Annotated in this window: 30 protein-coding genes; 10 read left to right on the top strand and 20 right to left on the bottom strand. The window is 69.2% G+C overall.

From position 1 onward, the window contains the following. Nucleotide 1: 1 nt before the first annotated feature. Together DCE93_RS06305 and DCE93_RS06300 are read right to left on the bottom strand one after the other, a co-directional pair. Nucleotides 2-691: a lysophospholipid acyltransferase family protein gene (locus DCE93_RS06305; RefSeq protein WP_108595133.1), complete on the bottom strand. Its 690-nt coding sequence runs from the start codon at nt 689-691 to the stop codon at nt 2-4. A gap of 50 nt (nt 692-741) precedes the next feature. Continuing rightward, entirely contained in the window at nt 742-1,698 is a 957-nt protein-coding gene (locus DCE93_RS06300; protein WP_108595132.1) for an ROK family glucokinase, read from the bottom strand. A gap of 151 nt (nt 1,699-1,849) precedes the next feature. Between DCE93_RS06300 and DCE93_RS06295 the strand changes: the two genes are divergently transcribed. Beyond that, the gene (locus DCE93_RS06295; protein ID WP_108595131.1) at nt 1,850-3,682 is read left to right on the top strand and encodes an AMP-dependent synthetase/ligase; all 1,833 of its coding nucleotides are present in this window, start codon (nt 1,850-1,852) and stop codon (nt 3,680-3,682) included. A gap of 63 nt (nt 3,683-3,745) precedes the next feature. On the opposite strand, the gene def is transcribed toward DCE93_RS06295, so the two are convergent. Genes def through DCE93_RS06280 form a run of 3 tightly spaced genes read right to left on the bottom strand, consistent with a single transcriptional unit; the run spans nt 3,746 to nt 9,089 of the window. After that, complete coding sequence (gene def, locus DCE93_RS06290) at nt 3,746-4,237, bottom strand: peptide deformylase (protein ID WP_108595130.1); 492 nt, start codon at nt 4,235-4,237, stop codon at nt 3,746-3,748. 12 nt (nt 4,238-4,249) lie between these two features. Next, a complete protein-coding gene (locus tag DCE93_RS06285) occupies nt 4,250-5,647 on the bottom strand; it encodes a MinD/ParA family ATP-binding protein (protein WP_244284257.1) in 1,398 nt (465 codons plus the stop codon). Between the two features lie 37 nt (nt 5,648-5,684). Continuing rightward, complete coding sequence (locus DCE93_RS06280) at nt 5,685-9,089, bottom strand: pyruvate carboxylase (protein WP_108595129.1); 3,405 nt, start codon at nt 9,087-9,089, stop codon at nt 5,685-5,687. A 76-nt stretch (nt 9,090-9,165) separates the two neighbouring features. Between DCE93_RS06280 and DCE93_RS06275 the strand changes: the two genes are divergently transcribed. Beyond that, on the top strand, nt 9,166-9,999 hold the full coding sequence (locus DCE93_RS06275) for a ParA family protein (protein WP_108595128.1): 834 nt from the start codon (nt 9,166-9,168) through the stop codon (nt 9,997-9,999). A 190-nt stretch (nt 10,000-10,189) separates the two neighbouring features. Here the strand turns inward: DCE93_RS06275 and DCE93_RS06270 are convergent, their stop codons facing one another. The 4 genes from DCE93_RS06270 to DCE93_RS06255 all read right to left on the bottom strand — a co-directional run bounded on the left by DCE93_RS06270 (nt 10,190) and on the right by DCE93_RS06255 (nt 12,691). Continuing rightward, the gene (locus DCE93_RS06270; RefSeq protein ID WP_108595127.1) at nt 10,190-10,744 is read right to left on the bottom strand and encodes a MerR family transcriptional regulator; all 555 of its coding nucleotides are present in this window, start codon (nt 10,742-10,744) and stop codon (nt 10,190-10,192) included. A 111-nt stretch (nt 10,745-10,855) separates the two neighbouring features. After that, nucleotides 10,856-11,548, bottom strand: coding sequence for a transcriptional regulator FtsR (ftsR, locus tag DCE93_RS06265; protein ID WP_420836970.1), 693 nt, complete (start codon nt 11,546-11,548; stop codon nt 10,856-10,858). Next, entirely contained in the window at nt 11,548-12,033 is a 486-nt protein-coding gene (locus DCE93_RS06260) for an FHA domain-containing protein (RefSeq protein ID WP_108595125.1), read from the bottom strand. The genes ftsR and DCE93_RS06260 overlap by 1 nt, the downstream gene beginning before the upstream one ends. 34 nt (nt 12,034-12,067) lie before the next feature. Next, complete coding sequence (locus DCE93_RS06255; protein WP_108595124.1) at nt 12,068-12,691, bottom strand: CDP-alcohol phosphatidyltransferase family protein; 624 nt, start codon at nt 12,689-12,691, stop codon at nt 12,068-12,070. A gap of 32 nt (nt 12,692-12,723) precedes the next feature. On the opposite strand from DCE93_RS06255, the gene DCE93_RS06250 reads away from it, so the two are divergent. Beyond that, nucleotides 12,724-13,554 carry a DUF1295 domain-containing protein gene (locus DCE93_RS06250; protein ID WP_108595123.1) on the top strand — a complete coding sequence of 277 codons (831 nt, stop codon included), beginning with the start codon at nt 12,724-12,726 and terminating at the stop codon, nt 13,552-13,554. Nucleotides 13,555-13,596: 42 nt separating this feature from the next. On the opposite strand, the gene DCE93_RS06245 is transcribed toward DCE93_RS06250, so the two are convergent. Continuing rightward, entirely contained in the window at nt 13,597-14,046 is a 450-nt protein-coding gene (locus DCE93_RS06245) for an NUDIX domain-containing protein (RefSeq protein ID WP_235825275.1), read from the bottom strand. Nucleotides 14,047-14,101: 55 nt separating this feature from the next. Between DCE93_RS06245 and DCE93_RS06240 the strand changes: the two genes are divergently transcribed. Continuing rightward, complete coding sequence (locus tag DCE93_RS06240; protein ID WP_108595122.1) at nt 14,102-14,473, top strand: RNA-binding S4 domain-containing protein; 372 nt, start codon at nt 14,102-14,104, stop codon at nt 14,471-14,473. Between the two features lie 25 nt (nt 14,474-14,498). After that, entirely contained in the window at nt 14,499-14,792 is a 294-nt protein-coding gene (locus tag DCE93_RS06235; RefSeq protein ID WP_108595121.1) for a GNAT family N-acetyltransferase, read from the top strand. Between the two features lie 11 nt (nt 14,793-14,803). On the opposite strand, the gene DCE93_RS14560 is transcribed toward DCE93_RS06235, so the two are convergent. Together DCE93_RS14560 and DCE93_RS06230 are read right to left on the bottom strand one after the other, a co-directional pair. After that, nucleotides 14,804-14,947, bottom strand: coding sequence for a hypothetical protein (locus tag DCE93_RS14560; RefSeq protein WP_168186176.1), 144 nt, complete (start codon nt 14,945-14,947; stop codon nt 14,804-14,806). Between the two features lie 68 nt (nt 14,948-15,015). Next, entirely contained in the window at nt 15,016-15,849 is an 834-nt protein-coding gene (locus tag DCE93_RS06230; RefSeq protein ID WP_108595120.1) for an aggregation-promoting factor C-terminal-like domain-containing protein, read from the bottom strand. A gap of 153 nt (nt 15,850-16,002) precedes the next feature. Between DCE93_RS06230 and DCE93_RS06225 the strand changes: the two genes are divergently transcribed. After that, the gene (locus tag DCE93_RS06225) at nt 16,003-16,413 is read left to right on the top strand and encodes a YchJ family protein (RefSeq protein ID WP_108595119.1); all 411 of its coding nucleotides are present in this window, start codon (nt 16,003-16,005) and stop codon (nt 16,411-16,413) included. A 27-nt stretch (nt 16,414-16,440) separates the two neighbouring features. Here the strand turns inward: DCE93_RS06225 and DCE93_RS06220 are convergent, their stop codons facing one another. Both DCE93_RS06220 and DCE93_RS06215 read right to left on the bottom strand, forming a co-directional pair. Further along, a complete protein-coding gene (locus DCE93_RS06220; protein WP_108595118.1) occupies nt 16,441-16,905 on the bottom strand; it encodes a VOC family protein in 465 nt (154 codons plus the stop codon). Nucleotides 16,906-17,061: 156 nt separating this feature from the next. Further along, entirely contained in the window at nt 17,062-17,913 is an 852-nt protein-coding gene (locus tag DCE93_RS06215) for an MBL fold metallo-hydrolase (RefSeq protein ID WP_108595117.1), read from the bottom strand. Between the two features lie 131 nt (nt 17,914-18,044). Here DCE93_RS06215 and DCE93_RS06210 point away from each other — a divergent pair, with 131 nt between their 5' ends. Then, nucleotides 18,045-18,773 (top strand): GTP pyrophosphokinase, encoded by a 729-nt coding sequence (locus DCE93_RS06210; protein WP_108595116.1) that lies wholly within the window; start codon nt 18,045-18,047, stop codon nt 18,771-18,773. Between the two features lie 66 nt (nt 18,774-18,839). Here DCE93_RS06210 and ligD read toward each other — a convergent pair whose 3' ends face one another. The 6 genes from ligD to DCE93_RS14770 all read right to left on the bottom strand — a co-directional run bounded on the left by ligD (nt 18,840) and on the right by DCE93_RS14770 (nt 23,734). After that, nucleotides 18,840-19,859, bottom strand: a complete 1,020-nt coding sequence (gene ligD / locus DCE93_RS06205) for a non-homologous end-joining DNA ligase (RefSeq protein WP_205647488.1) — start codon at nt 19,857-19,859, stop codon at nt 18,840-18,842. 51 nt (nt 19,860-19,910) lie between these two features. Further along, complete coding sequence (locus DCE93_RS06200; RefSeq protein ID WP_108595115.1) at nt 19,911-20,198, bottom strand: DUF2277 domain-containing protein; 288 nt, start codon at nt 20,196-20,198, stop codon at nt 19,911-19,913. Between the two features lie 76 nt (nt 20,199-20,274). Beyond that, nucleotides 20,275-21,051: a lysophospholipid acyltransferase family protein gene (locus DCE93_RS06195; protein WP_108595114.1), complete on the bottom strand. Its 777-nt coding sequence runs from the start codon at nt 21,049-21,051 to the stop codon at nt 20,275-20,277. A gap of 80 nt (nt 21,052-21,131) precedes the next feature. After that, a complete protein-coding gene (locus tag DCE93_RS06190; RefSeq protein ID WP_108596624.1) occupies nt 21,132-21,638 on the bottom strand; it encodes a nitroreductase family deazaflavin-dependent oxidoreductase in 507 nt (168 codons plus the stop codon). Nucleotides 21,639-21,738: 100 nt separating this feature from the next. Then, nucleotides 21,739-22,803: a YihY/virulence factor BrkB family protein gene (locus DCE93_RS06185; RefSeq protein ID WP_108595113.1), complete on the bottom strand. Its 1,065-nt coding sequence runs from the start codon at nt 22,801-22,803 to the stop codon at nt 21,739-21,741. Between the two features lie 139 nt (nt 22,804-22,942). Then, nucleotides 22,943-23,734, bottom strand: coding sequence for an aggregation-promoting factor C-terminal-like domain-containing protein (locus DCE93_RS14770; protein WP_244284256.1), 792 nt, complete (start codon nt 23,732-23,734; stop codon nt 22,943-22,945). A gap of 380 nt (nt 23,735-24,114) precedes the next feature. Here DCE93_RS14770 and msrB point away from each other — a divergent pair, with 380 nt between their 5' ends. The 3 genes from msrB to DCE93_RS06165 all read left to right on the top strand — a co-directional run bounded on the left by msrB (nt 24,115) and on the right by DCE93_RS06165 (nt 26,671). After that, entirely contained in the window at nt 24,115-24,576 is a 462-nt protein-coding gene (gene msrB, locus DCE93_RS06175; RefSeq protein ID WP_205647487.1) for a peptide-methionine (R)-S-oxide reductase MsrB, read from the top strand. Beyond that, the gene (msrA, locus tag DCE93_RS06170; protein WP_108595111.1) at nt 24,573-25,094 is read left to right on the top strand and encodes a peptide-methionine (S)-S-oxide reductase MsrA; all 522 of its coding nucleotides are present in this window, start codon (nt 24,573-24,575) and stop codon (nt 25,092-25,094) included. The genes msrB and msrA overlap by 4 nt, the downstream gene beginning before the upstream one ends. Before the next feature lie 104 nt (nt 25,095-25,198). Then, nucleotides 25,199-26,671 carry a carboxylesterase/lipase family protein gene (locus tag DCE93_RS06165; protein WP_244284255.1) on the top strand — a complete coding sequence of 491 codons (1,473 nt, stop codon included), beginning with the start codon at nt 25,199-25,201 and terminating at the stop codon, nt 26,669-26,671. Nucleotides 26,672-26,682: the final 11 nt, after the last annotated feature.

The raw sequence follows: 26,682 nt of genomic DNA, 5'->3' as shown, positions 1-26,682 counted from the left end.
CCTACCGCGATTGCGAGGCGCGCTTCTCCTTCACCGAACTGGCGTACACGTCGACGTATTCCTGGCCGCTCAGGCCGCGAAGATCGTAGACGAGTTCGTCGGTCACAGAACGCAACACGAAGCGATCGCCCTCGAGTCCCTCGAAGCGGCTGAAGTCGAGCGGTTCGCCGAGGATGATGCCGATGCGACGGACCTTCGGCAGGCGCGATCCGATGGGCATCACGTGCTCGGTGCCGATCATGGCGACCGGAATGACCGGCACGCCGGCCTCGATGACCATTCGGGCGACGCCGGTGCGACCGCGGTAGAGCTTGCCGTCGGGGCTGCGCGTGCCCTCGGGGTAGATGCCGAGGATCTTGCCGTCGCCGAGGACCCGGAGCCCGGTCTCGAGCGACGCCTCGGAGGCCTTGCCGCCGGAACGATCGATGGGCAGCTGACCTGCCGCCTGGAAGAACACCTTGGTCGCCCAGCCCTTGAGACCCTTGCCGGTGAAGTACTCGCTCTTCGCGAGGAAGACGACCGGGCGGTCGACGACGAGCGGCAGGAAGATCGAATCGATGAAGGAGAGGTGGTTCGAGGCCAGCACGACCGGGCCGTCTTTGGGCACGTGCTCGAGACCCACGACCCACGGGCGGAAGATCGAGAGGAGGATCGGGCCGATGACGAGGTTCTTCATGATCCAGTAGAACACCGAGCGGCTCCTTCCCTCTGCAGCACCGATTCAGCCTAGCGTCGCCGGGCTCAGGCGTGCTCGGCGACCCACACGCGGGCGAGATCGGCAGCGCCGACCACGCCGGCGTCGTTGACGAGTTCGGCGATCACGAAGTCGGGCTCGGGGTGGTACCCGCGAGCCGGCAGGTGGTCGCGATAGGCCGCGCGGATCGGCTCGAGCAACAACTCTCCGGCGATCGCGACGCCGCCGCCGAAAACGAAGCGCTGCGGATCGAGCACCGCGGACAGACTCGCGGCGGCCTGGCCGAGCCAGCTGCCGAGCTGGCGCAGCGCAGCGACCGCGCCGTCGTCGCCGGACTCGATGAGGCCGCCGACGAGACGCCCGTCGAGGCCGCCGTGCTCGGTGCGCGCCCGTGCGAGGGCCTGCCCGATGCCCCCGGCATCGGCGATCTCGTTCGCCATGCGCAGCAGTGCCCTGCCGGAGCCGTACTGTTCGATGCATCCGCGCTGCCCGCAGCCGCAGGCCAGCCCGTCGGGCACGACCCGAAGGTGTCCGAGCTCTGCGCCCGCGCCGAACCCGCCGCGGAAGAGGCGGTCGCCGGCGACGATCGCTCCGCCGACGCCCGTGCCGATCGTGAGCATCACCATGTCGCTGACCAGGCGACCGGCCCCGAAGCGGAACTCGGCCCAGCCCGCGGCGTTGGCGTCGTTGTCGACGACCACGGCCGTGCCGACGCGAGCTTCGAGCTTCTCGCGGAACGGTTCGTTGCGCCAGTCGATGTTGGGTGCGTAGTACACGGTCGACTGTGCGGCATCGACGAAGCCTGCGGCGGCGACGCCGATCGCGACGATCTCCTCGTCGGCGCCCGCGCGAAGGGAGTCGATCATCTGCACGACCGCGTCTTCGAGGAGAGCCGAGTCGCCGGCGGGCGTGGCCACCCGCTCGCTCGCAACGATGCTGCCGAGCTGATCGACGACCGCACCGGCGATCTTCGTTCCGCCGATGTCGATTCCGATCGCGTGCACCGTGAGGCTGCCTTTCAGATGGGGACCAAGCGTGATGGAGCCGAGACCTGGGGCGGGCACGAGCAACGACTAGAGTGTAATCGACCCCAATGCCGAGGTTCGCGCCGGCGCCCGAGCCGCGTGCAACACTCTCGGTGCCAAAGGAGCTACCGTGATCGAATTCGCCACACCCCTCGTGGTCGCAGCAGACCCCGAAGCGAACACCACCGACCTGCTCGTCGACCGCGTCGCCGCGACCCCCGACTCCGTGCTGTTCTCGCTTCCCACCGCCGACGGCGGGTGGTCCCCGGTCACCACCAAGGAGTTCTACGACCAGGTGATCGCCCTGGCGAAGGGCCTCGTCGCCGCCGGCATCCAGCCCGGCGACAAGATCGGCCTGATGTGCAAGACCCGATACGAGTGGACCCTGATCGACTTTGCCACGTGGTTCGCCGGCGCCGTGCTCGTGCCCGTCTACGAGACGAGCTCGCCCGCGCAGGTGCGCTGGAACCTCAGCGACTCGGGCGCGATCGCGGTCATCGTCGAGACGCCCGATCACTTCACCCGCTTCGACGAGGTGCACCCCGACCTTCCGTTGATCCGCAACACCTGGCAGATCGACCTCGGCGACCTCGACAAGCTCGTCGCCGGCGGCGCCGAGGTGACCGACGACGAGATCGAGCGCCGCCGCAATCTCGCGGTCGGCTCCGACATCGCGACGCTCATCTACACCTCGGGCTCGACCGGCAAGCCCAAGGGCTGCGTGCTCACCCACTCCAACTTCGTCGAGCTCTCCCGCAACGCCGCGGTCGCGCTCGACGAGGTCGTGCTCGACCCCGACGGCGCCTCGACGCTCCTCTTCATCACCACGGCCCACGTGTTCGCCCGCTTCATCGCGGTGCTCTCGGTGCACGCCGGTGTTCGGGTGGGCCACCAGCCCGACACGAAGCAGCTCCTCCCCTCGCTCGCGAGCTTCAAGCCGTCCTTCCTCCTCGCAGTGCCGCGAGTGTTCGAGAAGGTCTACAACGTCTCCGAGCAGAAGGCCGAGGCCGGCGGAAAGGGCAAGATCTTCCGCGCCGCCGCCGACACCGCCGTGGCCTACTCCACGGCGAAGGAGGCGGGCTCGGTGCCGCTCGGCCTGAAGCTCAAGTTCAAGCTCTACGACGCGCTGGTCTTCTCGAAGCTCCGAACGGCCATGGGCGGCAACGTCAAGTACGCCGTGTCGGGTTCCGCCCCGCTCGGGCCGCGTCTCGGACACTTCTACCACTCGCTCGGCATCACGATCCTCGAGGGCTACGGCCTCACCGAGACGACCGCGCCGGCCACTGTGAACCTGCCCCGCAAGTCGAAGATCGGCAGCGTCGGTCCGACGCTGCCGGGCGTCGCCGTGCGTCTGGCCGACGACGGCGAGATCCAGGTCAAGGGCATCAACGTCTTCAAGGAATACTGGAAGAATCCCGAGGCGACCGCTGAATCGTTCGACGGCGAGTGGTTCAAGACCGGCGACCTCGGCTCCTTCGACGCAGACGGCTTCCTCACCATCACCGGGCGCAAGAAAGAGATCATCGTCACGGCTGGAGGCAAGAACGTCGCCCCCGCCGCGCTCGAAGACCCGATCCGCGCCAACCCCCTCGTCGGCCAGGTCGTCGTCGTCGGCGACAAGAAGCCGTTCATCTCGGCACTCATCACCCTCGACGCCGAGATGCTCCCGGTGTGGCTCAACAACAACGGTGAAGACTCCGCCATGTCGCTCGAAGACGCCACCGTCAATCCGGCGGTGCTCGCCGAGGTGCAGCGCGCCATCGACGCCGCCAACGAGACGGTCTCGCGTGCGGAGTCGATCCGCAAGTTCACCCTGCTCGCGACCGAGCTCACCGAAGAGAGCGGACACCTCACACCCAAGCTCAGCATCAAGCGGAACATCATCCTCGCCGACTTCAGTGTTCAGATCGAGGCGATGTACACCGGCGCGCCGGCGACCGAGGGCCACTCGATCGTGCACTGAGCCGTATCTGCGACGACGAAGGCCCCGCGGGTGACCGCGGGGCCTTCGTCGTCGCAGAGCGCCTCAGAACCAGTCCGACTCGCGCACGGCCTTCATCGCGAGTCGCCGCTCGGCGGGCTCGAGGCGGTCGAGGTACAGGAGTCCGTCGAGATGATCGGTCTCGTGCTGCAGGGCCTGGGCCATGAGTCCCGTACCAGACAGCTCGATCTCCTTGCCGTCGAGGTCGATGCCACGCACTCGCACGAACGGGTACCGCGGCGTCTTGTGCCAGAGACCCGGCACCGAGAGGCATCCCTCGTCGATGAGTTCCTGCTCGCCCGAGGTCTCGACGATCTCGGGGTTCAGGATGTAGCCGACTTCGCCGTCGACGTTGTAGCTGAACGCCCGCAGGTTGACCCCGATCTGCGAAGCGGCCACGCCGGCACGCCCGGGGAGCTTGACGCTGTCGATCAAGTCGTCGACGAGCGCGCGCACACGATCGTCGACCTGTTCGACTGGTGCGGAGACGGTCTTCAAGACGGGGTCGCCGAACAGGCGAATGGGTCGTTCGGGCAAGGGTTCTCCGTTTCAGTGCTCGCGCTCGGCGGGCATGCCTTCCACCACGAGCGCCGCGAGCTCACGAGCCGCGTGCTGGGTGATCGGGCGCAGCTCATGCCAGTTCACGACGGAACCTGCGGCGAGCTGCGGGTCGTAGGGGATGCGTACGATCTCGCGCACTCTGGACTGGAAATGCGCCTCGATCTCATCGACCTTCACCAGGTGCGTGCCCTGGGTGGCGAGGTTGATCGCGACGACCGCATTGCGCACGAGTTCGCCGTAGCCATTGGCCTCGAGCCAGGTCAGCGTCTCGGATGCGAGGCGTGCCTCGTCGACGCTGCCGCCCGAGACGATCACGATCGAATCGGCGCGCTGGAGGGTCGCCCGCATGACCGAGTGCACGATGCCGGTGCCGCAGTCGGTGAGCACGATCGAGTAGTAGCGCGCAGCGAGGCCGGCGACGACGTTGTAGTCGTTGTCGTCGAAGGCTTCGGAGAGCGTCGGGTCGGTGTCGGAGGCGAGGATGTCGAGACGAGTCTCGTCGCGCGAGACGAAGCGGGAGAAGTCGGTGTAGCCGCCGATGGACGAGGCCTTCGCCACCACGCCGCGCACGGTCTCGCGGGTCTGGCGATCGACCCGCTCGGCGAGCGTTCCGCGGTCGGGATTGGCGTCGATCGCGATGATGCGATCGTCGCGCGCATCGGCGAGGGCCATGCCGAGGAGCGCGGTGATCGTGGTCTTGCCCACCCCGCCCTTGCGAGTCAGCACCGGCACGAAGCGCGCGCCCCCCTCGAACCGCTTCTGGATGCGCTGGCTCATGGCCTTGTGCGCCTGCACCTTCGCGGAGTCGCCGAGGTTGACGAGGTGGAGGGACGCCTCGTAGATGAACCGGTTGAGACCGCCCTGCGGCGCGGGCCGGGTCGTGCGGTTCAGGTCGATGAGCCGGTCGGCGGTGAGCGAATCGGCGGTCTCCGGCACATCCGCCGGAAGCGACGGCTCGCCGGACGCATCGACGATCGCGACGTGGCTGCCCGTGTCGGTACTTACCCGCTCCCGGCGGGGCTTCGAGGCGTCGGCGGCGAGCAGCGCGCTGTAGGGCGAGGGTTCGCGCCGCGCACCACCGCGGTACCCCGCCCCCGCGAGCGCGGGCGTGATCACTTCGACCGAGGTGGTGCTGCTGCCGCCGCCGCCGCCGACCAGGCTGCCGGGATTGACGGCGACATCGTCGATCGCCACGGCGACCTCGTCGTCGGGCATCTCGTGCACAGGCGCCGGCGGCAGGTCGACGCGAACATTGGGGTTCGCTGCGAGCTCCGACGCGGAGTGCGCGCCAGACGCCGGCGACCTGCGGCCGTGATCGAGCGCCGACGACCGTGCGCCCGGCGTACGTCGTGTCGCGGCCGAATCGTCGGCCTGTTCTTCAGTCACCGATACCCCTCCTCATCAGTGCCAACCGGTACTCAGCCTACCGCGGGCGCACCACGACGAGCAGGTCACCGGCCTCGACCTGCTGCGTCTTGGGGATCGCGACCCGCTCGATGACGCCCGCGACCGGCGAGGTGATGGCGGCCTCCATCTTCATCGCCTCGATCGAGGCGACGCTCTGGCCCGCGGCGATCTCGTCGCCCACCTCGACCTGGAGGGTCACGACGCCGGAGAACGGCGCGGGGATCTGCCCGGGCTGCGAGGCATCCGCCTTCTCGGCCGCGCGCGTCTCGACGTCGATCGAACGGTCGCGCACGAAGACCGGCCGAAGCTGGCCGTTCAGAATCGTCATGACGGTGCGCATGCCCTTGTCATCGGCCTCGCCGATCGCCTCGAGACCGGCGTAGAGACGGACGCCCGGGTCGATCTCGACGACGTGCTCCGCACCCTGACGAAGGCCGTAGAGGTAGTCGGCCGTGTCGACGACCGACAGGTCGCCGAACAGCTCGCGGATCTGCTCGAACTGGCGCGTGGGCGCCGGGAAGAGCAGGGTGTTCAGGGTCGCTCGGCGCGTCGTGCTGTCGGCTTCGAGCGCCGTGCGCTGCTCGGTGGTGAGCTCGGTGACGCCGATGCGAACGTCTTTGCCGGCGAGAACCTTGGTGCGGAACGGCTCGGGCCACCCGCCCGGCAGGTCGCCCAGCTCACCGGCCATGAAGCCGATCACCGAGTCGGGCACATCGTACTTCTCGGGGTTGGCCGCGAAGTCGGCCGGGTCGGCCTTGACGGCCGCCAGGTGCAGGGCGAGGTCGCCGACGACCTTCGATGAGGGCGTCACCTTCGGCACGCGGCCGAGGATGCGGTCGGCCGCGGCGTACATGTCTTCGATGAGCTCGAAGTCGTCGGCGAGTCCCAGCGCGATCGCCTGCTGGCGGAGGTTCGACAGCTGACCGCCCGGGATCTCGTGGTGGTACACGCGGCCTGTGGGACCGGGCAGGCCCGACTCGAAGGGGCGGTAGAGGCGCCGCACGGCCTCCCAGTAGGGCTCGAGGTCGGAGACCGCATCGAGGGAGATGCCCGTGTCGCGCTCGGTGTGCGCGAGCGCAGCGACGAGCGAGGATGCCGACGGCTGGCTCGTGGTGCCCGCCATGGGAGCGCTCGCGACATCGACGGCGTCGACGCCGGCACGGCTCGCCGCCAGCAGCGTGGCCAGCTGGCCGCCTGCGGTGTCGTGGGTGTGCAGGTGCACCGGCAGGTCGAATCGCTCGCGCAGGGCCGTGACGAGCTTCTCGGCGGCAGTGGGACGCAGGAGGCCCGCCATGTCCTTGATCGCGAGCACGTGCGCGCCGGCGTCGACGATCTTCTCTGCGAGTGCGAGGTAGTAGTCGAGCGTGTAGAGATCTTCGGCGGGATCGAGGAGATCACCCGTGTAACACACCGCAACCTCGGCCACTGCGTGCCCGGTCGAGAGCACCGCGTCGATCGCCGGACGCATCTGCGAGACGTCGTTGAGGGCGTCGAAGATGCGGAAGATGTCGACTCCGGTTGCCGCGGCTTCGCGCACGAACGAGTCGGTGACCTCGGTGGGGTACGGCGTGTAGCCCACCGTGTTGCGGCCACGCAGGAGCATCTGGATGTTGATGTTCGGCAGCGCCCCGCGCAGGGCGGCGAGACGCTCCCACGGGTCTTCGCCGAGGAATCGGAGCGCGACATCGTAGGTCGCGCCGCCCCAGGCCTCGACCGAGAGGAGCTCGGGGGTCATGCGGGCGACGTAGGGTGCGACGGCGACGAGGTCGCGCGTGCGCACTCGCGTGGCGAGCAGGGACTGGTGGGCGTCGCGGAAGGTGGTCTCGGTCACGGCGAGCGGCGTCTGCGCGCGCAGGGCCTGCGCGAAGCCGAGCGGGCCGAGCTCGAGGAGGCGCTGCCGCGAACCCGCGGGAGCCGGGGCCGTGATGTCGATCGCCGGCAGCTTCTCGGCAGGGCTGACGGTCGTCGGGGCCGGTCCGTTCGGCTGGTTCACCGTGACATCCGCGAGCCAGTTGAGGATCTTGGTGCCGCGGTCCTTCGAGACCCGGCCGCGGAGCAGCTGCGGGCGCTCGTCGATGAAGGAGGTGCTGAGGTCGCCGGCGACGAACGCCGGGTCTTCGAGCACGGCCTGCAGGAACGGGATGTTCGTCGAGACGCCTCGGATGCGGAACTCGGCGAGGGCGCGCTTGGCACGTGCGACGGCGGCCGGGTAGTCGCGCCCGCGGCAGGTCAGCTTCGCGAGCATCGAGTCGAAGTGCGGGCTGATCTGTGCGCCGGGGTTGATCGTGCCGCCGTCGAGCCGGATGCCGGCACCGCCGGGTGAACGGTACGTCGTGATCTTGCCGGTGTCGGGCCGGAAGCCCGCCGTCGGGTCCTCGGTCGTGATGCGGCACTGCAGTGCCGCGCCGCGGAGGCGGATCGAGTCCTGCTGCAGGCCGAGCTGCGTGAGGGACTCTCCTGCCGCGATGCGGATCTGCGAGACCACGAGGTCGACGTCGGTGACCTCTTCGGTCACGGTGTGCTCGACCTGGATGCGCGGGTTCATCTCGATGAACACGTGCTGTCCGGCGCGCTCGCCTGCGGTGTCGAGCAGGAACTCGACGGTGCCCGCGTTGACGTAGCCGATCGACTTCGCGAACGCGATCGCGTCGCGGTACAGCGACTGGCGCACCTCATCGGAGAGGTTCGGGGCCGGGGCGATCTCGATGACCTTCTGGTGGCGGCGCTGCACCGAGCAGTCGCGTTCGAAGAGGTGCACGGTCTCGCCCGTGGCGTCAGCCAGCACCTGCACCTCGATGTGCCGCGGCCGCAGCACCGCCTGCTCGAGGAACATCGTGGCGTCGCCGAATGCGCTGTCGGCCTCTCGCATGGCCTCTTCGAGGGCCGGCCGCAGTTCGTCTTTCGTGCTCACCCGGCGCATGCCGCGCCCGCCACCGCCGGCGACGGCCTTGGCGAAGATCGGGAAGCCGACCTCGTCGGCCTGAGCGACGAGGGTCTCGATGTCACGCGACGGCGGCGTCGACTTCAGCACCGGCACGCCCGCGGCGATCGCGTGCTCCTTGGCGGTGACCTTGTTGCCCGCCATCTCGAGCACGCGCTTGGGCGGCCCGATGAAGGTGATGCCGGCGGCTTCTGCGGCCTGAGCGAGTTCGGGGTTCTCCGAGAGGAATCCGTAGCCCGGGTAGATCGCGTCGGCACCGGACAGCTGCGCCACGCGGATGATCTCGGTGACATCGAGGTACGCGCGAACGGGATGCCCCGGCTCGCCGATCTGGTACGCCTCGTCGGCCTTCAGGCGGTGCAGCGAGTTGCGGTCTTCGTAGGGGTAGACCGCGACCGTCTTCGCACCGAGCTCGACAGCGGCACGGAACGCCCGAATGGCGATCTCCCCGCGATTGGCAACCAGGATCTTCGTGAACATGCAAACCTTTCAGACGGGTTTTCCGCACAGCGAACGTTTAGGTATCGCCCGAGTAGTAAAGGTAACGTATCTGTTCGTGCACGTACTCAGCGTCAGTTCCCTCAAGGGCGGTGTCGGGAAGACAACCGTCACCCTCGGGCTGGCGTCAGCGGCCTTCGCACGCGGCGTCCGCACGCTCGTGGTCGACCTCGACCCGCAGTCCGATGTCTCGACCGGCATGGACATCCAGGTGGCCGGTCACCTCAACGTCGCCGATGTGCTGGCCTCTCCCAAGGAGAAGATCGTGCGCTCGGCGATCGCTCCGAGCGGGTGGGCGAGATCGAACCCGCAGTCGACGATCGACGTCATGATCGGCAGCCCGTCGGCCATCAACTTCGACGGGCCGCACCCGTCGATCCGCGACATCTGGAAGCTCGAAGAGGCCCTCGCCAACGTCGAAGCCGACTACGAATTGGTGCTTATCGACTGCGCTCCGTCGCTGAATGCCTTGACTCGCACCGCCTGGGCGGCGAGCGACCGCGTCGCCGTCGTGACCGAACCCGGCCTCTTCTCCGTCGCGGCAGCCGACCGCGCGCTCCGCGCGATCGAGGAGATCCGTCGGGGCCTCTCACCGCGCTTGCAGCCCCTCGGCATCATCGTGAACCGGGCCCGCGTGCAGTCGCTCGAGCACCAGTTCCGCATCAAGGAGCTGCGCGACATGTTCGGACCGCTCGTGCTCTCCCCTCAACTGCCCGAGCGCACCTCCCTGCAGCAGGCTCAGGGTGCCGCCAAACCACTGCACATGTGGCCCGGTGAAAGTGCCGAAGAGATGTCGTCACATTTCGACCAATTGCTCGAGCGAGTGCTTCGAACCGCTCGAATCGGAGAGTTCGCCGGCGTCTCGCTCGACTCCCCCACTCCGGCGGTCTGAGCCCGAGCCGGATCCGCTCGCACTCGACGGACATGCCCGATCGCGACCTTCGGCACCGGCCATCGCACTCGACGGGCATGCCGGATCGCGCCCTTCGCAGCGGCTCCCGCCCAGCCGGCTCCCGCGCAGCGGGCGCGAGCGAACGCGCTCGGCAGGCATGCCGGACAGCACGCTCACCGACGATCGGAGCTCAGGAGATCTTGCGAGACCGCACGCCGCGCCGCGCCGCGAGTTCGTCGAGCGGATCTGCCGGCTGGGTGTCGAGCTCGACGAGCGTGGACTCGACCTCACGGAGCACCTTGCCAACAGCGATGCCGAACACGCCCTGGCCGCGGTTGACGAGGTCGATGACCTCGTCGTCTGAGGTGCAGAGGTACACGCTCGCACCGTCGCTCATGAGCGTCGTCTGCGCGAGGTCGTCGATGCCCGACTCGCGGAGCTGCGTGACGGCCGTGCGGATCTGCTGCAACGAGATCCCGGTGTCGAGCAATCGCTTCACGAGCTTCAGCACGAGGATGTCGCGGAATCCGTAGAGCCGCTGCGAACCGGAGCCCGCTGCGCCGCGGACCGTGGGTTCGACGAGTTGCGTGCGCGCCCAGTAGTCGAGCTGTCGATAGCTGATGCCCGCAGCTCGAGCTGCGACCGCACCGCGATACCCGGTGGCATCGTCGTGCTCGGGCATGCCGTCGGTGAAGAGCAAGCCGAGGTCGTAGCGCGAGCGTGGAGTCCGGTCGAGCTCACTCATCCGATTGCCCCTCACTCTCGCGCCGGCACCTCGTCGACGCGAGTTCCACGCTACCGAGGGCACGCGGCTCTGTCGAACACATCCGGCCGAACGTCACGGCGTGTCGCGACATCATCGTGCGAGGCGACCGAGCGACGCTCGCACGACACTCGCGTGCACGGCGTCGAGGTGTCGCGCGAGTTCTTGCCCCTGCTCGAGCGCACGGGCCTTGTCGGCGGCATCCGCTCGTCGCGACGGAGCGATCGCACGCTCGACCAGCGCCGCCTCCCGCTCGGCCGCGGCCCGCACGCCACGAAGGTGTCGCGGCTCGATGCCGACCGCGCGGAGGGCGACGAGGGAGCGGAGCACACCGAGGGCGTCGTCGCCGTAGTACTCGGCCGCGGGCAGAAGGGAGGCCGAAACGGCGTCGTCGAGCAGCGACGCGGTCGCGCCGGCCTGGCGGATGAGTTCGTCACGCCGGAATCTGCGCGCACCGGCGAGGAATGCCGCGGCGCTCGTGGCCCCGGGCAGCGCCGGCGTCTCGCCCGCGTCGATCGCCTCGAGATGCGTGCGGATGACCTTCAGGGGCAGATAGTGATCGCGCTGCATGGAGAGCACGACCGTGATGCGTTCGACGTCGCTCACGGAGAACTTGCGATACCCCGCGGCGGTTCTCGCCGGCGCGACGAGCCGCTGCTCTTCGAGGAAGCGCAGTTTCGAGGGCGTGAGTTCGGGGAACTCCGGTTGAAGCCTGGCGAGCACCTGACCGATGCCCAGTAGTGGCGCCTGGCCGCTCGCGCGCGAGGACGCAGCGGGAGCCGACACTATTCGCTCGCCACCGGCGCCAGGTCGCGGCGAGAGGCGTAGAACGTGAGCCGGAACTTGCCGATCTGCACCTCTGCGCCGTCACTGAGGAGTGCGGTCTCGATGCGCACGCCGTCGTAGTACGTGCCGTTCAGCGAACTGAGGTCGCGCACTTCGAACGCCGAGCGATGCCGCACGAACTCCGCGTGCTTTCGCGAAACGGTGACGTCGTCGAGGAAGATGTCGGCGTCGGGGTGCCGACCGACGAGCGTGACATCGGTGTCGAGGAGGAAACGAGCACCGCTGTTCGGGCCGCGTCGCACGATCAGCAACGCCGATCCCGATGGCAGCGCGGCGATCGCCTCCTGCTCTTCGGCAGTGACGTCAGCGTCGAGGGCGCTCAACTGAGCGGCCGTCTCTCGACTGAAGCCGATGGTCGTGTCGGTCGAGCCGTCGACGGCATGCGTCGACGTCGTCGTCGACGGTTCGTCGCCGGGTTCGTTCACACCACCGGCTTGAGTGTTGTCAGATTCCGCCACACTAACCTCCCTGTCCAAGCGTATCCGATCGAGACTCGTCCGCCACCCGCGGAATGCGGATGACGCGAACGGTCTCGATCGCGTAGATGATGCCTGCCCACCAATAGAGGAACGCACCCCAGAGGGTGATCGCCCAACCCACCGGTTGACTGACGACGGCGACCACCGGGAAGGCGAGGCCGAGCATGATGACGGGGAGGCCGAAGAACAACGCGAACGTCGCGACCTTGCCGAGCTGGTGCACCGGCAGCGGCCCGTACCCGTGGTTGGCGAGCACGACCCCGAGCGCTAGCAGGAAGATGTCGCGCGCCACGATGACCACGACGATCCACCAGGGCACGAGCCCCTGGGCGGCGAGGCCGAGGAGGGCGGCGAAGATGTAGAGCCGGTCGGCGGCCGGGTCGAGGAGCTGGCCGAGCCGGGTCACCTGATCGAGGCGACGCGCGAGGTAGCCGTCGAGCAGGTCGGTGAGGCTCGCGACGATGAGCACGATGAGCGAGACGATGTAGTCGCCTTGCACGATGAACACGAGGAAGACCGGCACGAGCGCGAGTCGGAGCATGCTCAGGATGTTCGGGATCGTCCAGATCTCCGATCCCACCGCCCCCGCGCGATCCCCAGCCACATGTCGATCCTATCGATCCGTAGAATGCGGCCATGGGTCCGCTGCTCGTGTGTCTTGTCATCTGCGCCGCGATCACGCTCGCGACGTGGCTCGCTTCGCTCGTCACCCATGAGTACTCGTGGGTCGACCGCATCTGGTCGATCGCTCCGATCGCCTATGTGTGGGTCTTCGCCGGTGCGAGCGGATTCGACGCACGACTCGTCTTGATGGCGGCGCTCGTCAGCGCGTGGGGCATCCGCCTGACCTTCAATTTCGCACGGAAGGGCGGCTATCGCCCCGGCGGCGAGGACTACCGCTGGGCGGTGCTGCGCCGCCGGATGTCTCGCACGCAGTTCGCCCTCTTCAACCTGCTGTTCATCTCGATCTACCAGAACGCGGTCATCCTGCTCTTCTGCCTTCCGGCGTACACCGTGTTCGCGGCGGGGAGCTCACCCCTCGGCGGGTGGGACGTCGCGCTGGCGATCCTGTTCCTCGCCCTCCTCACCGGCGAGACCGTGGCCGACCAGCAGCAGTGGACGTTCCACCGGTGGAAGAACGCCGAACGCGCCGCGGGGCGCACACCCGCGCCCGGGTTCCTGCAGACCGGGCTGTTCCGCTTCTCGAGACATCCCAACTTCTTCTTCGAGCAGGCGCAGTGGTGGGTCTTCTACGGGTTCGCCGTGGCCGCGACGGGCGTCTGGCTGCACTGGACCATCGCGGGGGCGGTGCTGCTCACCCTGCTCTTCGTCGGGTCGACGATCTTCACCGAGTCGATCTCCCGCTCGAAGTATCCCGACTACGACGACTATCGGGCCCGCACCTCAGCGATCGTGCCCTGGTTCGCGCGACCGGCCAAGACCGCGATCGACGAGCGCGTCGCCTGAGCGATCGCCGCGACGCGGGGTTCGAGCAGATCGAGCAGCGGTTCAGAGTCTCGCGGCGAGCGCCGGCCAGGCTTCGGCGAACCTGGGATGCAGCGGAAGCTCGGTCACCCGATCGAACGCGATCCAGCGCAACTCGATGCTCTCGGGGTCGCTGACCACGGGGTCGAACCGCTCAGCGGCATCTGCGACGACCGTCGTGTACGACCAGTAGCCGAGGTCGAGCACCGTGCTGAAGCGCACCTCGAGCAGCGACGGCGGCACGCCCGCCTCCTCGCCCGCCTCACGAACGGCGGCCTCGACGGCGCTCTCGTGCTCGTGCCGCGCGCCTCCGGGCATGCCCCAGGTGCCCCCGAAGTGACTCCACACGGCCCGGTGCTGCAGCAGCACCTCGAGTTCGGGGCTGACCACGAGCAGGCCGGCCGCGCCGTAGCGCCCCCAGTACTTCGCGCCGTCGGGGCCCTCCACCCACTCGTCCCCGCTCGCTCCGCTCATGACTCCAGCATGACGCACCGGCCGCCGTGGCATGCCGCGCCCGTAGGCTGGGGACATGAACGGCGAGTCCCCCGTGCGCGTCGACGCCTGGTTGTGGGCGGTGCGGCAGTTCAAGACGCGGTCCGCGGCGACCGCCGCCTGTCGCGCCGGTCATGTGCGCGTCAACGGCGAGCGCGCCAAGGCCGCCCAGGCCGTGCGCCCGGGCGACGAGGTGCGGGTGCGCATCGCGGGATTCGATCGAATGCTCGTCGTGCGACAGACGCTCGTCAAGCGCGTGTCGGCCGCGCTCGCGGGCACTGCGGTCGAGGACCGCACGCCTCCCCCGCCTCCGCGGGAGAGCGTGGCGATCGTCGCGACGCGCGACCGCGGCACCGGCCGGCCGACGAAACGCGAACGACGCGACCTCGAGCGCCTTCGCGGTCGCTGAGCGCACGCGGCGTAGCCTGATCCTCGTGCACAGAGAACTCAGCCACGAACCCGACGCCCGCCGTTACGTGCTGCGCATCGACGGCGACATCGCGAGCGTGCTCGACTACCGCGAGCTCGGCGACTCGGTCGCGTTCAAGCGCACCTTCACGAATCCGCCGTATCGCGGCAACGGTCTGGCCGGCGAGCTCGTCGAGTACGCGGTCGACGATGTCGAGGCGAACTCGACGCGCCGCATCGTGCCGAGCTGCTGGTACGTGGGCGAGTGGTTCGACCGGCACCCCGACCGCGCCGGGCTGCTCGACCCGCGCACCGTCTGACGCCGGAGCGCTCAGCGCTTGCGGTGCGTCGCTTCGCTCACCGCGTCGGTACTGGCGCGGTGTTCGACCTTCGCCTTCTTGTCGGCGCGCTTCTCTTTGAGGGTCTTGCTGGCAGCCGTCTTGGACGACGACTTCTTCGGCGACTTGTCTGACATGGGTGACGCCCTTTGATCGGAGGCCTGGACGGCCCCGTGCCGGAAACCCTACGCGAGATCGCCGGGATTCAGTACCAGTTCACCGACTGCGAGTGCGACCATGCGGTGCACGGTGCGCCGTAGCCGCGCGCGATGTAGTCGAGACCCCAGCTGATCTGCGTCGCGGCATTGGACTGCCAGTCGGCACCGGCCGAGGCCATCTTGCTGCCGGGCAACGACTGCGGAATGCCCGTGGCCCCGCTCGAGGCGTTGTAGGCGGTGTACGACCAGCCGGACTCCTTCTGCCAGAGCCGGTCGAGGCACTGGAACTGCGATTCGCCCCAGCCGTACTTCGATTCGGCGAGCGCCCGGGCGGTGGCGCGTGCCCCATCGGGCGTGTTCGCCTGCGCGAGCGCCGCAGCCGCAGCCGCGGCCTGCTCGGCCTGCACCCGGTCGAACTCGGCCGCGGCGGCCTCTGCTCGTGCCGTCTCGGCGCGGGTCTGCTTCGTGAGGTCGACGATCGATTCGAGCGGCAGCCGCTCGTACTCACCGAGCGAGGCGACCGATGCGGCGAGCCCGCTGGAATCGACCTTGCCGTCGACCGAGGCGAGGGTGGCGTTCGCCGCGGTGATGGTGTCTTGCGCGCTGTAGCGCGTGCGGGCCTCGGCGATCGAGCTGTATGCGCCGAGTTGCTCGGCTCGGAGTCCGGTCGAATCGGTGAGGGCCGCGGTCGCGTCGATGGCGGCCTGCGTGACGAGTGCCGATTGCACCGCGAACCCGGTGCCGACGGTGAGGCCGGTCGCGACGATCGCGCCGGCGACGACGAGTCGCTTGCGGCCGATGCGACGCCGGCGGAGGCTGCGTCGGGGGTGCTGTTCGGGGGCGGTTTCGGTTTCGGGCGTGAGTGGGGTGTCGTTGCGCATAGGTTCTGGGGTGTTCGGATCGGGTTTCTGTTGGGGCGCGGCCCACGAGCGAGGCCGCAAGTCAGACACTCTGCCCCGAGTTTCTGGACGATTCCTCACTTCTTCCTGTGCAACCCATGATCGTCGGCCGTCACGGGCCGCGATACTGGGAGGATGCCGACCGCCGTTCCCGCCCCTGTTCCGGCCGCCGACGACCGGTGCCCCTGCCTCAGCGGATCCGTGTTCGCCGAGTGCTGCGGCCCCCTGCTCGCCGGCGCGAGGGATGCCCCGACCGCCGTGCAGCTGATGCGCTCCCGCTACACGGCCTTCGCGGTCGGCGCCGCCGAGTACCTTCGCTCGACGTGGCACCCCGACACCCGCCCGGGCGCGCTCGAACTCGAATCCGAGCTGCGGTGGTATCGACTGGAGATCGTCGACACCGAGCGCGGCGGCCCCTTCGATCGCGACGGCATCGTCGAGTTCCGTGCGCGGTATCGCGCCGATGGCGAGCGGGGCGTGCTGCACGAACGCAGTCGCTTCACTCGCGAGGGCCGGCGTTGGCTCTACGTCGACGGCGACGCCTGAGCGGAATCGCCGGGGCGACAGCGCCGCTCAGTCGCGATCGGACTCTGTGCCGAACCCGTCGCGAAGCGCACGCTCGTCTGAGCCCTCGAGCTCCTCGAAGACGGTGATCTGCAGTCCGGCGGGCGCGTCCAGCCGGGAGTTGAGCGAGCGCCACGGCGTCTCGATCGGCTCGGCGACGATCGCCGCTCCTGCCTCGGCGAGTCGCCTCGTGGTGCCGGCGCCGTCCGTCACCTCGAATGCGAGGCGGATGCGCTGACTCGGCCGCCCGCCGGCCTCGAGTTCGTCGATCACCCGCTTGTGCGTCGGATTCGCGATCTCGATCGTCGCTCTGCCGGCGTCGAGGATCGAGACGCGGTCGTCGCCGCCCTCGGCGTACGCCATGAGCTCGGGCATGCCGAGCGCGTCGCGATAGAACGCCACGGCCCGGTCGTAGTCCTCGGCCTCGATGACGACTCGCAGCTGCAGGACCGGTGGGCGCGAGGCATCCGTCATCTCTGCATCATGGCAGATCGCCGGCTTGGCGGGTCGTCATCGCGCTGCGACCGGCGATGGTCGCCTGCTCCGACGCACCGGTTCGAGCTCGCCCTCTAAAGCGCGGGCGAGCACCGTCACCGACGCCATTCGCCGAGAACGGGTCGTCTCCGGACGTCATGACAGGGTCTCTCTCGGCGCATCGAGCGCGAGGTAGGCGCGCTCGACCGCGCCGACGAGCCCGTCGACGGGGATCGGCCACGACGCGTGGGCCGCCAGGGCCTCGGCCACGGTCAGCCCGGCGTCATGAGCTGCACGGAATCGCTCGGCGATCAGCCGCAGCTCGCGCGCCTGGCGCTCCACGAATGCACGGTCGACGACTCGGCCGTGCCCGGGCACGACGAGGTCGCGGGCCTGCATCTCGGCTGCGAGCGCGTCGAGCACGCCCGGCCAGCCGAGGGGGTAGCTCCCGGACCCGTACATCACCGGGCCCGACTCCTCGATCAGGTCGCCGAGGATCCAAACCCGCGCATCGGGCAGGAAGAGCACGAGGTCAGTATCGGTGTGCGCCGGCGCCTGCGGCCGGAGCTCCACGAGACGGCCGCCGAGATCGAGCGTGAGCGCCCGATCGAGCGGATGCGTCGGTGGTGTGAGCACCACGTCGGCCCACCGCCGATCGGGCTCACGCGTCGGATCGGCACGCCACGCGGCCAGGCGAGGACCCTCGAAGTCGGCGAAGTGGGCGGCGACGCCCGAGTGGCCGAAGATCGCGGCATCCGTCGCCGTGCCGGGGCCGAAGACCTGGTTGCCGAAGGTGTGATCGAAATGCGCATGCGTGTTCACGACCCAGCGCACCGGCCGGTCGAATCCGGCCGCGATGTCGGCGGCGAGCTCAACGGCCTCACTCGGCTGCGCTCGCGTGTCGACGAGGAGCAGCCCGTCGTCACCCTCGATCACCACGATCGAGATGTCGAACGGTTCGTACCTGCGTTGATGCACGCCGGGTGCCACGGTGAGCCACGCTGCCATCCCTCGAGCCTAGCGATGCGTCGCCGGCGAACGCCGGTGCAGATCAAAGGGAACCCAGAGCTTCACGACGTAGCGTGGCATCCGTGACCCCGCTCGACGGAACTCCGCCCACCCTGCACGGCACTCCCCCCATGCTCACCGCCCGTGCGCAGCGCACGCTCGAGACCATCGACGGTCAGACGCTCGACGAGATGCGTGCGCTCCGCGACGAGACCGAGCGCTTCATGATGCGCTACAAGTTCGGCATGGACGAGGTGATCACGAAGCTCTCGATCCTGCGCGAGGAGTTCAGCCAGACGCACGACTACAACCCCATCGAGCACATCTCGAGCCGGCTCAAGAGCCTCGACAGCGTGATCGAGAAGATGCGGCGAAAAGGCATCGACCCGACGTTCGACACGATCCGCGACACCATCACCGATATCGCAGGAGTGCGTGTCACGTGCAGCTTCGTCTCGGACGCCTACCGACTCTTCGAGTTGCTCACGGCGCAGCGGGACATCCGGGTGCTGCAGGTCAAGGACTACATCAAGGAGCCGAAGTCCAACGGATACCAGAGCCTGCACGTCATCGTCGAGGTTCCGGTGTTCCTCTCGACGGGTGCGCACCCGGTCGCCGTCGAGGTGCAGATCCGCACGATCGCAATGGACTTCTGGGCGAGCCTCGAGCACAAGATCTACTACAAGTACGAGCGCCAGGTGCCGCAGGAACTGCTCGACGGCCTGACGGATGCCGCGCACACCGCCGCGGAACTCGACGCACGAATGGAGCGACTGCATCGCGAGGTGCATGGGGCGCCCCGGCCGCTGCTCGGCTCGGCCCTGAACCCGGTCGACGGCCGGCCCGGCATCGAAATCTGACGACGGCTCAGGCCCGATGCATCCGCCGCGCGCTGCCGGTCGCCGCGGCGTGAGTCAGGGCTGCTTTCAGGGCTGCTGCCGGGCCCGGCTCGGCTGCACGCGCGGCGGCTCGCCCGGCATCTTCGGGAAGTCGGGTGGGAAGGGCAGTTCGCCGAGCCCGTCGCCGAGGTCGCGCTGCCACCACTCGAGCAGCGTGTCGAGGCGACCGGATGAATCGTGCATGCCCTTCCAAGGGTCGCCAAGACGCTGCAATCGCTCGGGCACGGTGCGCACCGTGTGATCGGAGGGGTCGGTCGATTCGAGCTCGTCCCACTCGAGGGGGCACGACACCGAGGCCTGCGGCAGGGGGCGGGGGCAGTACGCACCCGCCATCGTGCGGTCGCGGTTCGCCTGGTTGAAGTCGATGAAGATCCGGTCGCCGCGTTCCTCCTTCCACCAGTTGGTGGTGACCTCCTCGGGCATCCGGCGCTCGAGCTCTCGCCCGAGCGCGATCACCGCGTGGCGCACGTCGAGGAACTCGTGCTCGGCCTCGATTGGCGCGAAGACATGGATGCCGCGGCTGCCCGAGCTCTTCACGAATGCGCTGAGCCCGACCTCGCCGAGGAGCTCGCGCAGCGCCAGCGCGACGGGCACCGCCTCGGCGAACCCCGTGCCGGGCTGCGGATCGAGGTCGATGCGCAGCTGGTCGGGGTAGTCGGGCCGCTCGGCCCGCGACGCCCACGGGTGGAAGACGATCGTGTTCATCTGGGCCGCCCAGACCGCGGCGGCGGGCTCGTCGATCACGAGCTGCGGATGCGTGCGGCCGCTCGGATACGTCACCGGCACCGAGCGCACCCAGTCGGGCGCGCCCTTCGGCGGGTTCTTCGAGAAGAACTGCTCGCCGTCGACGCCGCCGGGGAAGCGCTGCAGCGAGACCGGCCGGTCGCCGTTCGCCTCGACGAACGGCTCGCCCACGGCGATGAAGTACTCGGCGAGTTCGAGCTTCGTGATGCCCGCCTCGGGCCAGATCACGCGGGTGGGACTGGAGATCCGCACCGAGCGATCGCCGCGCGGACCGGGAACGGTGAGTGTGACGGCATCGGCCATGGAGGCGACGCTACTCCCCCGGGCGGCGGCGCGCCCGGTCGTCTCGCGGATTCAGGCGGTCTGCGCCACCGGTGACGCGTACCGTTGCGCGGACCGCTCGCGGGCCTTGGCGGCTTCGACCTCGCGGTTCTTCGGCGGCGCGGTCGTCACGAGATCGTCGAGCAGGTGACGGGTGACGTGCGCGATCTCGGCCACGGCTCGATCGAACGCCTCGGCGTTGGCCTTCGAGGGCTTGGTCGACCCGCTCACCTTGCGCACGAACTGCAACGCGGCCGCGTGCACCTCGTCGTCGGTGGTCGCCGGTTCGAAATTGTGGAGGGTGTGGATGTTCCTGCACATGCCTCGAGCCTAGCTCGCAACGCCGAGGATGTCTCAGCTCATCGTCGTCATGATCGTCGTCGTGCCGGATGCAGGCTCAGTGATCGGATTCGGCACGGGCAGCGCGGGCCGCATCGCGGGCCGCATCGGCGGCCGCAGCCTCTTCCGGGGTGGGGGCGGTGCCGCCGAGCGCTCGGGGCTGCCACCACTTGCCCGTGCCGTCGACGGGATACTCCGCCTGGAGCCGATCGACGAGGCCTTGCAGCGTCGTGCGCAGCCGTTCGGTCACCGCATGGGGGTCGTCATCGGCGGCGACGGAGATCGGGGCGCCGAAGGCGAAGGTCACCGGCACGCCGAATCGCTCGAAGAACCCGACCCGATGCCCCTTGGTGAGCAGTCGGTGACCGCCCCACACCGCGACCGGGATGATCGGCACGCGGGCTTCGGCGGCGAGTCGAGCGGCGCCCGTCTTGAGTTCGCGCACGGTGTAGGAGGCGCTGACGCCGGCCTCGGGGAAGACGCCCAGCAACTCCCCGTCGCGAAGCGCTTCCACGGCCTTCGCGTACGCCGCGGCGCCCGCCTTCATGTCGACCGAGATGTGCTTCATGCCGCGCAGCAGGTGACCGACGACCGGCTTGTCGAAGGCGCCCTTCTTGGCCATGAAACGGATGCGACGGCGGTTCTCGAGCCACACGGCCCACTCGACGAGCGCGAACTCGAAGTATCCAAAATGCGTCATCGCGAGCACCGCACCACCGGTCGCGGGAATGTGCTCAGCACCGCTGACCCGTCGTTTCAGCCCCCAGAAGCCGAAGAGCGCACGCCCGGCCGCGATCGCCGTGCTGTAGATCGGTTCACTCGGACGACGCGTCATCACCCCAGCGTAGGCCTCAGGGCTGGGTGCGCACTGAGGCGGAGCACCGTGAACCGTTCTGGCGACCCGCGTCGGCCACTTCACATCGACGCGCGGTGCGGGTCTGCGACGGGCTGCAGCCGGAAGAGGCGAACCACACGGCCCGATTCCCGCTCGTACGCGCGATAACCGGGCCACTGGGCCTCGATGCGGGCCCATGCGGCCTCGCGCTCGTCGTCACCGATCAGGCTCGCCCGCACCGGCATGCGGGAACCGCGCACGGTGATCGCCGCGTCGGGATGCGCGAGCAGGTTGTAGGTCCACCCGGGATGCCGGTCGCGCGCGAAGCTCGTGCCGGCGACGATCGCACGCCCCTGCCCGTCGGGCGTGTACATGAGGGCGGTATCGCGAGGCTCGCCCGACTTCGCGCCGGTCGTGTGCAGCACGAGCGACGGCACGAGCAGGGCGCTGAGCTGCACGCGTCCGCCGGTGAGCCACGCGATCACGCGCTCCACCGGCGGAAGGATTCGCGGCGCACTCCACCGGAAGACGCGGGTGCGGGTCAGCGGCGACACCACGGAACGAACGATCTGCAGCACGGTCGGCATCTGCCCATTCTGACGCCACCGGTTCGCGCTGTCTCCGTATTCGTTCACCGCGGTCCGCCAACCGTTCGCTGCGGCTCGCCGGTGTGCTCCCGCCGCACCCTCACGCGCCGGTGCGCTCGCGCTCGACGGCCTCGCGCGCGGTCACGAGCTCGGCCGCGGCATCCGCTGCTCGTCGTTCTGCATGCTGCATGCGCCGGATCGCCAGTGTCGGTGCGCCGTGAAGCGCGTGCACGCGATCGCGTTCCTCATCGACGCCCGTGACGATGTACGCGGCCGCGATCAGGATGACCTGGCTCGACAGGTTCAGCCAGATGAGCAGGGCGATCAGCGAGCCGAAGGAGGCGAGCAGCGGGTTGTTGGAGGCGCCGCCGACGAAGAGGCTCGAGAGCAGCTGCAGCACGGTCAGCCCGACGCCGCCGATCACGGCACCCGTCCAGAGCGAACGGGCTCGCGGCCGCATGCCCGAGAGCAGACGGAACATCACGGCGATCACGAGCGTGTCGATCACGAAGATCACCACGATGGAGACGAATCTCGTGGCCGCGTCGAACACGGCGTCGTGGGTCGAGATGCCCAACCACGAGAAGAGCGTGCCGAGTGCGGTCGTGCTGAGGAACGTGACTGCCGCGGCCGCGGCGAGCGCGGCGCCGAACCCGATGGCCAGCAGCAGGTCGCGCAGGAGCACCCAGAGGAAGAAGGTCTGGTCGTCGGGCTGGTCGCCGATCGCGCGGAAGGCGACGCGGAGCGATCCGATCGCGCCGATGGCCGCGCCGACGAGACCGACGAGACCGACGATGCCGGCGATGCTGAGGGTCAGCGGCTGCACGACGTCATCGGGCGAGATCAGTCCGTCTTCGCCGACGAGGCCGGGAATGGCCGCACCGACGGTCTCGACGAGGGCGTCGAGCGCATCGGGGTTGCCTGCCAGCCAGGTGCCGGCGACGGCGAATCCGAGGAACACCCCCGCGAAGACTGAGAAGAGCACGCGGTAGGTGACGCTGTCGGCCAGCACGGGGCCGTGATGTTCCAGGTAGAGGAGGAAGGCTCGAACCGGCTTCCTCGTCAGCGCCCAGGCCGTCGCCCGCTTGCCGAATGCGACGAGACCCCCCTTCGAAGACGTCGTCGTCTTCGCCGTGGTGCCGTAGTCCGCCCCGTGCTCGCTCATTCCGTCAGGTTATCGAGGAGCGGAGGCCGCACGGAGGCGGTTGACACGATGCGGATGCCGCAGCTAGAGCGCGGACGAACGCCGAACGGCGGCGCCCCGGGCGCGAGCCCGGCGACACCGCCGTTCGATCCGTCGAACGTCAGTACCAGCCGGCGGATTCCGAGTGGTCCCATGCGCCGCACGGCGTGCCGTAGCGTCCGGCGATGTAGCCGAGTCCCCACTTGATCTGGGTCGCGGGGTTGGTCTGCCAGTCAGCGCCGGCGGAACCCATCTTGCTGCCCGGCAGGGCCTGCGGAATGCCGTAAGCGCCGCTCGAGGAGTTCGAGGCGTAGACGTTCCAGCCGGATTCACGGCTCCAGAGGGAGACGAGGCAGCCGAACTGGTCATCGCCCCAGCCGTACATCGAGGCCATCAGGTCGCGGGCGATCGCCTGCGCACCGCTCGGGTTCGCGGGGCCGGTCGGACGCGAGCCGGTCGAGGGCGCCGACGACTCTTCAGCGGCCTCGGCCGCAGCCTGCGCGGCGGCAGCGGCCGCAGCGGCGGCGGCGGCCGCAGCGGCAGCGGCGGCAGCCTGCTCGGCGGCGACGCGATCGACCTCGGCCACGGCGGCCTGCACCGGGGCGAGGTGCTCCTCAGTGCGGTCGGCGAGTTCGAAGACGCGTTCGGGAGCGAGGAGCCGGTAGTTGCCGAGCGCAGCGACCGAGGAGGAGAGCGCCGTGGCATCCGCCTTGCCCTGCGCCGCCGAGATCGTGTCGTTCGCGGCGGCGATGGTGGCGTTCGCCGTCTTGACCGCTCGGGCCTCGAGGATGCCGGCGTGCGAGCCGAGCTGCTCGATGTCGCGGTTGGCGGCGACCGTCATGGCCGAGGTGGCGGCGACGCTCTCGTTCTGCGCGGCGACAGCGGACTGCACCACGAATCCGGTGCCGACCATGGCACCGACCGCGGCGACGGCGCCGGCAGCGAGAAGTGGGCCGCTCCGCCAGAGGGGGCGGTGTCTGCGCCGAGGGCGAAGGGCTTCGCTCTCGGCGGGTTCAGGACGACTGAGTTCAGTGGAAGAAGGCTGGTTCTGCATGACTTTCACGGGGCGGGCCGTCGCAGCGCACAGCGCAGGTCGGTCCTTGATCGGTGATCCACGAGCGGGGGCGCCCGGGCGAAGTGGCCAGTCTGCCGAGAGCTTCTGGACAGACCCTCATGTTCTCCTGTGAAAGTCATCCACGTTTGCGCTCGCGCATTCCTCCCGGAACAGCTTCGGCGCCCCGTGTGTTCTTCCCAGTGGGCGTCGCAGCCAGCGGCGCCGAGCTTGGAGGAACCGTGTCACAGGACTACCGCAAGACTCCCGAGGCAATCGACCGCCTCACCCGGAATCAGTACCGGGTCACGCAGGAGGACGGCACCGAGCCGGCCTTCCGAAACGAGTACTGGAACAACCACGAGCCCGGCATCTACGTCGACGTCGTCTCGGGGCAGCCGCTCTTCGCCTCGACCGACAAGTACGACAGCCGTTCGGGCTGGCCGAGCTTCACCAAGCCGATCGAGCCCGATGCCGTCACCGAGAAGACCGACCGCTCGATGTTCATGAAACGCGTCGAGGTGCGGTCGGCCGGCGCCGACAGCCACCTCGGTCACGTCTTCGACGACGGCCCGGTGGATGCCGGTGGCCTTCGGTACTGCATGAACTCCGCTGCCCTGCGCTTCGTTCCGCTCGCCGAGCTGGACGAGGCGGGCTACGGTCGATACCGCGCACTGTTCGAGAACCAGGAGAACGCACGATGACCACACGAACCGAGACCGCGATCCTCGCCGGCGGGTGTTTCTGGGGCATGGAGGACCTGATCCGCAAGCGCCCGGGAGTGCTCAGCACTCGCGTGGGCTACACCGGCGGCGACGTGCCGAACGCCACGTATCGCAACCACGGCACGCACGCCGAGGCGATCGAGATCGTGTTCGACCCCGAGGCGGAGTCGTACCGCGACCTGCTGGAGTTCTTCTTCCAGATCCACGATCCGTCGACCAGGAACCGCCAGGGCAACGACGTCGGCACGAGCTACCGTTCGGCGATCTTCCCGACGAGCGACGAGCAGGAGGTCATCGCGCACGAGACCATCGCCGACGTCGACGCGTCGGGCCTCTGGCCCGGACCGGCGACGACCGAGGTCTCCCCGGCCGGCCCGTTCTGGGAAGCTGAGCCCGAGCACCAGGACTACCTGGAGAAGTACCCGAACGGCTACACCTGCCACTTCGTGCGGCCCGGTTGGAAGCTGCCAAAGCGCGACAGCGAGCCCGCGGCGTAGTCGCAACACCCATCGAGCCCCGGCGATCGAACGATCGCCGGGGCTCGACTGCGTCTGCCCACCGCATCTAGCGCGAAGCGCCGCCCGAAGGGCAGGATGAGCGGGTGCAGCCACTCAGCGACGAGCGAGCACCCCTCGAGGGTGTCATCGAGACCTCCACCGGCGCCCTTCGCGGCGAGACCATCGACGGCATCGCCCGCTTCCTCGGAGTGCCGTACGCATCCCCGCCATTCGGCGAGCACCGGTTCCGCCTACCTGCACCGGTCGAGCCGTGGGAGGGCGTGCGCGATGCCACAGCCTTCGGGCCGACCGCACCGCAGGTACCTTATGCCGGTGCGCTCGGGGAACTGCTGCCGACGGTCGCGATTCCGGGCGAGGGTATTTTGAACGTCAACATCTGGGCGCCGACGGATGCCGCGGGCGCGCCGTTGCCCGTCATGGTCTGGATGCACGGCGGTTCGTTGAAGCACGGCTCGAACGCCTTGCCCGGGTACGACGGGACGACGTTCGCCCGCGACGGCGTCGTGTTCGTCTCCGTGAACTACCGGCTCGGCACCGAGGGCTTCTCGGTGCTCGACGGCGCCCCACTGAACCTCGGCCTGCACGACCAGCTCGCGGCGCTGCGCTGGGTGCAGCGCGAAATCGCCGCGTTCGGCGGCGATCCAGCCCGAGTCACGGTTTTCGGTCAGTCGGCCGGCGGAGCGACCGTCGCGGCGCTGGCCGCGTCGCCCATCGCGAACGAGGTGATGCAGCGGGCCATCGTCATGAGTGGGCCGCTCGAGGTGAAGACTCCCGCCGACGCGGGCAGGATCACGGCGCTCATCGCCCGGGAACTCGGCATCGCGGCCACTCGCGACGCCTTCGCGGCGGTTGCGCCTGAGCGGCTCGCGGCGGCGCAGGCGAAGGTGATCGCGGGCAGCTCTCCGCTCGGCGGCGGACCCGCGTTCACGATCGCGATCGACGGCGACCTCGTCCCCACCTCCCCCGCCGACGCCTTCGCGGCCGGCGCCTCGTCGAACGTGCCGCTCCTCATCGGCACGACCACCGAGGAATACCGTCTCTGGCTGGTGCCGAGCGGCGCGGTTGACAGGATCACGCGCCTGCACCTTGCGATCGGCCGACGCGCCGCGAAGATCTCCGCGGCGGCGGTGCGCCGCTATCGGGCCAACCGCCCCGGGGCGAAGCACGGCGAGGTGTTCGGCGCGATCCTCACCGACGTGCTGCTGCGACGCTCCGAGTACCGGGTGGCCGATGCGCGTGCAGCCGCAGGCGCGCCGACGTGGGTCTACGAGTTCGCGTGGCGCAGCCCGGTGCGCGGGCTCGGCGCTGCGCACGCCGTCGAGCTCGGGTTCGTGTTCGACGGACTGGCCGCGCCCGACTCGGTCGCGTTGGCCGGGGCATCCGCTCCGCAGGTCCTCGCCTCGGCGATCCACGATGCCTGGGTCGCCTTCGCGGCCTCCGGCGAACCGGGATGGCCCGGTTGGGGTGCCGGCCGTACCGTTCGCATCTTCGACGGCATCGACGATCCGGCCGTGCCCGCACCGCGCCTCGACGAGCTGGCGGAACTCGGGCGCTGACGGCCACGCCC

This window comes from Agromyces badenianii, assembly GCF_003070885.1.
In the GTDB taxonomy this organism is placed as follows: domain Bacteria; phylum Actinomycetota; class Actinomycetes; order Actinomycetales; family Microbacteriaceae; genus Agromyces; species Agromyces badenianii.
Note: the sequence above shows the minus strand (reverse complement) of the source record. Positions and strands in the feature narration are given on the sequence as shown.

Excerpts from the sequence above, each read along its gene's own strand:
- DCE93_RS06280 (WP_108595129.1), bottom strand. The coding sequence starts at position 9,089 with ATGTTCACGAAGATCCTGGTTGCCAATCGCGGGGAGATCGCCATTCGG.
- DCE93_RS06270 (WP_108595127.1), bottom strand. The coding sequence starts at position 10,744 with ATGAGTGAGCTCGACCGGACTCCACGCTCGCGCTACGACCTCGGCTTG.
- DCE93_RS06250 (WP_108595123.1), top strand. The coding sequence starts at position 12,724 with ATGGGTCCGCTGCTCGTGTGTCTTGTCATCTGCGCCGCGATCACGCTC.
- DCE93_RS06245 (WP_235825275.1), bottom strand. The coding sequence starts at position 14,046 with ATGAGCGGAGCGAGCGGGGACGAGTGGGTGGAGGGCCCCGACGGCGCG.
- DCE93_RS06240 (WP_108595122.1), top strand. The coding sequence starts at position 14,102 with ATGAACGGCGAGTCCCCCGTGCGCGTCGACGCCTGGTTGTGGGCGGTG.
- DCE93_RS14560 (WP_168186176.1), bottom strand. The coding sequence starts at position 14,947 with ATGTCAGACAAGTCGCCGAAGAAGTCGTCGTCCAAGACGGCTGCCAGC.
- DCE93_RS06230 (WP_108595120.1), bottom strand. The coding sequence starts at position 15,849 with ATGCGCAACGACACCCCACTCACGCCCGAAACCGAAACCGCCCCCGAA.
- DCE93_RS06225 (WP_108595119.1), top strand. The coding sequence starts at position 16,003 with ATGCCGACCGCCGTTCCCGCCCCTGTTCCGGCCGCCGACGACCGGTGC.
- DCE93_RS06220 (WP_108595118.1), bottom strand. The coding sequence starts at position 16,905 with ATGACGGATGCCTCGCGCCCACCGGTCCTGCAGCTGCGAGTCGTCATC.
- DCE93_RS06215 (WP_108595117.1), bottom strand. The coding sequence starts at position 17,913 with ATGGCAGCGTGGCTCACCGTGGCACCCGGCGTGCATCAACGCAGGTAC.
- DCE93_RS06210 (WP_108595116.1), top strand. The coding sequence starts at position 18,045 with ATGCTCACCGCCCGTGCGCAGCGCACGCTCGAGACCATCGACGGTCAG.
- ligD (WP_205647488.1), bottom strand. The coding sequence starts at position 19,859 with ATGGCCGATGCCGTCACACTCACCGTTCCCGGTCCGCGCGGCGATCGC.
- DCE93_RS06200 (WP_108595115.1), bottom strand. The coding sequence starts at position 20,198 with ATGTGCAGGAACATCCACACCCTCCACAATTTCGAACCGGCGACCACC.
- DCE93_RS06195 (WP_108595114.1), bottom strand. The coding sequence starts at position 21,051 with ATGACGCGTCGTCCGAGTGAACCGATCTACAGCACGGCGATCGCGGCC.
- DCE93_RS06190 (WP_108596624.1), bottom strand. The coding sequence starts at position 21,638 with ATGCCGACCGTGCTGCAGATCGTTCGTTCCGTGGTGTCGCCGCTGACC.
- DCE93_RS06185 (WP_108595113.1), bottom strand. The coding sequence starts at position 22,803 with ATGAGCGAGCACGGGGCGGACTACGGCACCACGGCGAAGACGACGACG.
- DCE93_RS14770 (WP_244284256.1), bottom strand. The coding sequence starts at position 23,734 with ATGGTCGGCACCGGATTCGTGGTGCAGTCCGCTGTCGCCGCGCAGAAC.
- msrA (WP_108595111.1), top strand. The coding sequence starts at position 24,573 with ATGACCACACGAACCGAGACCGCGATCCTCGCCGGCGGGTGTTTCTGG.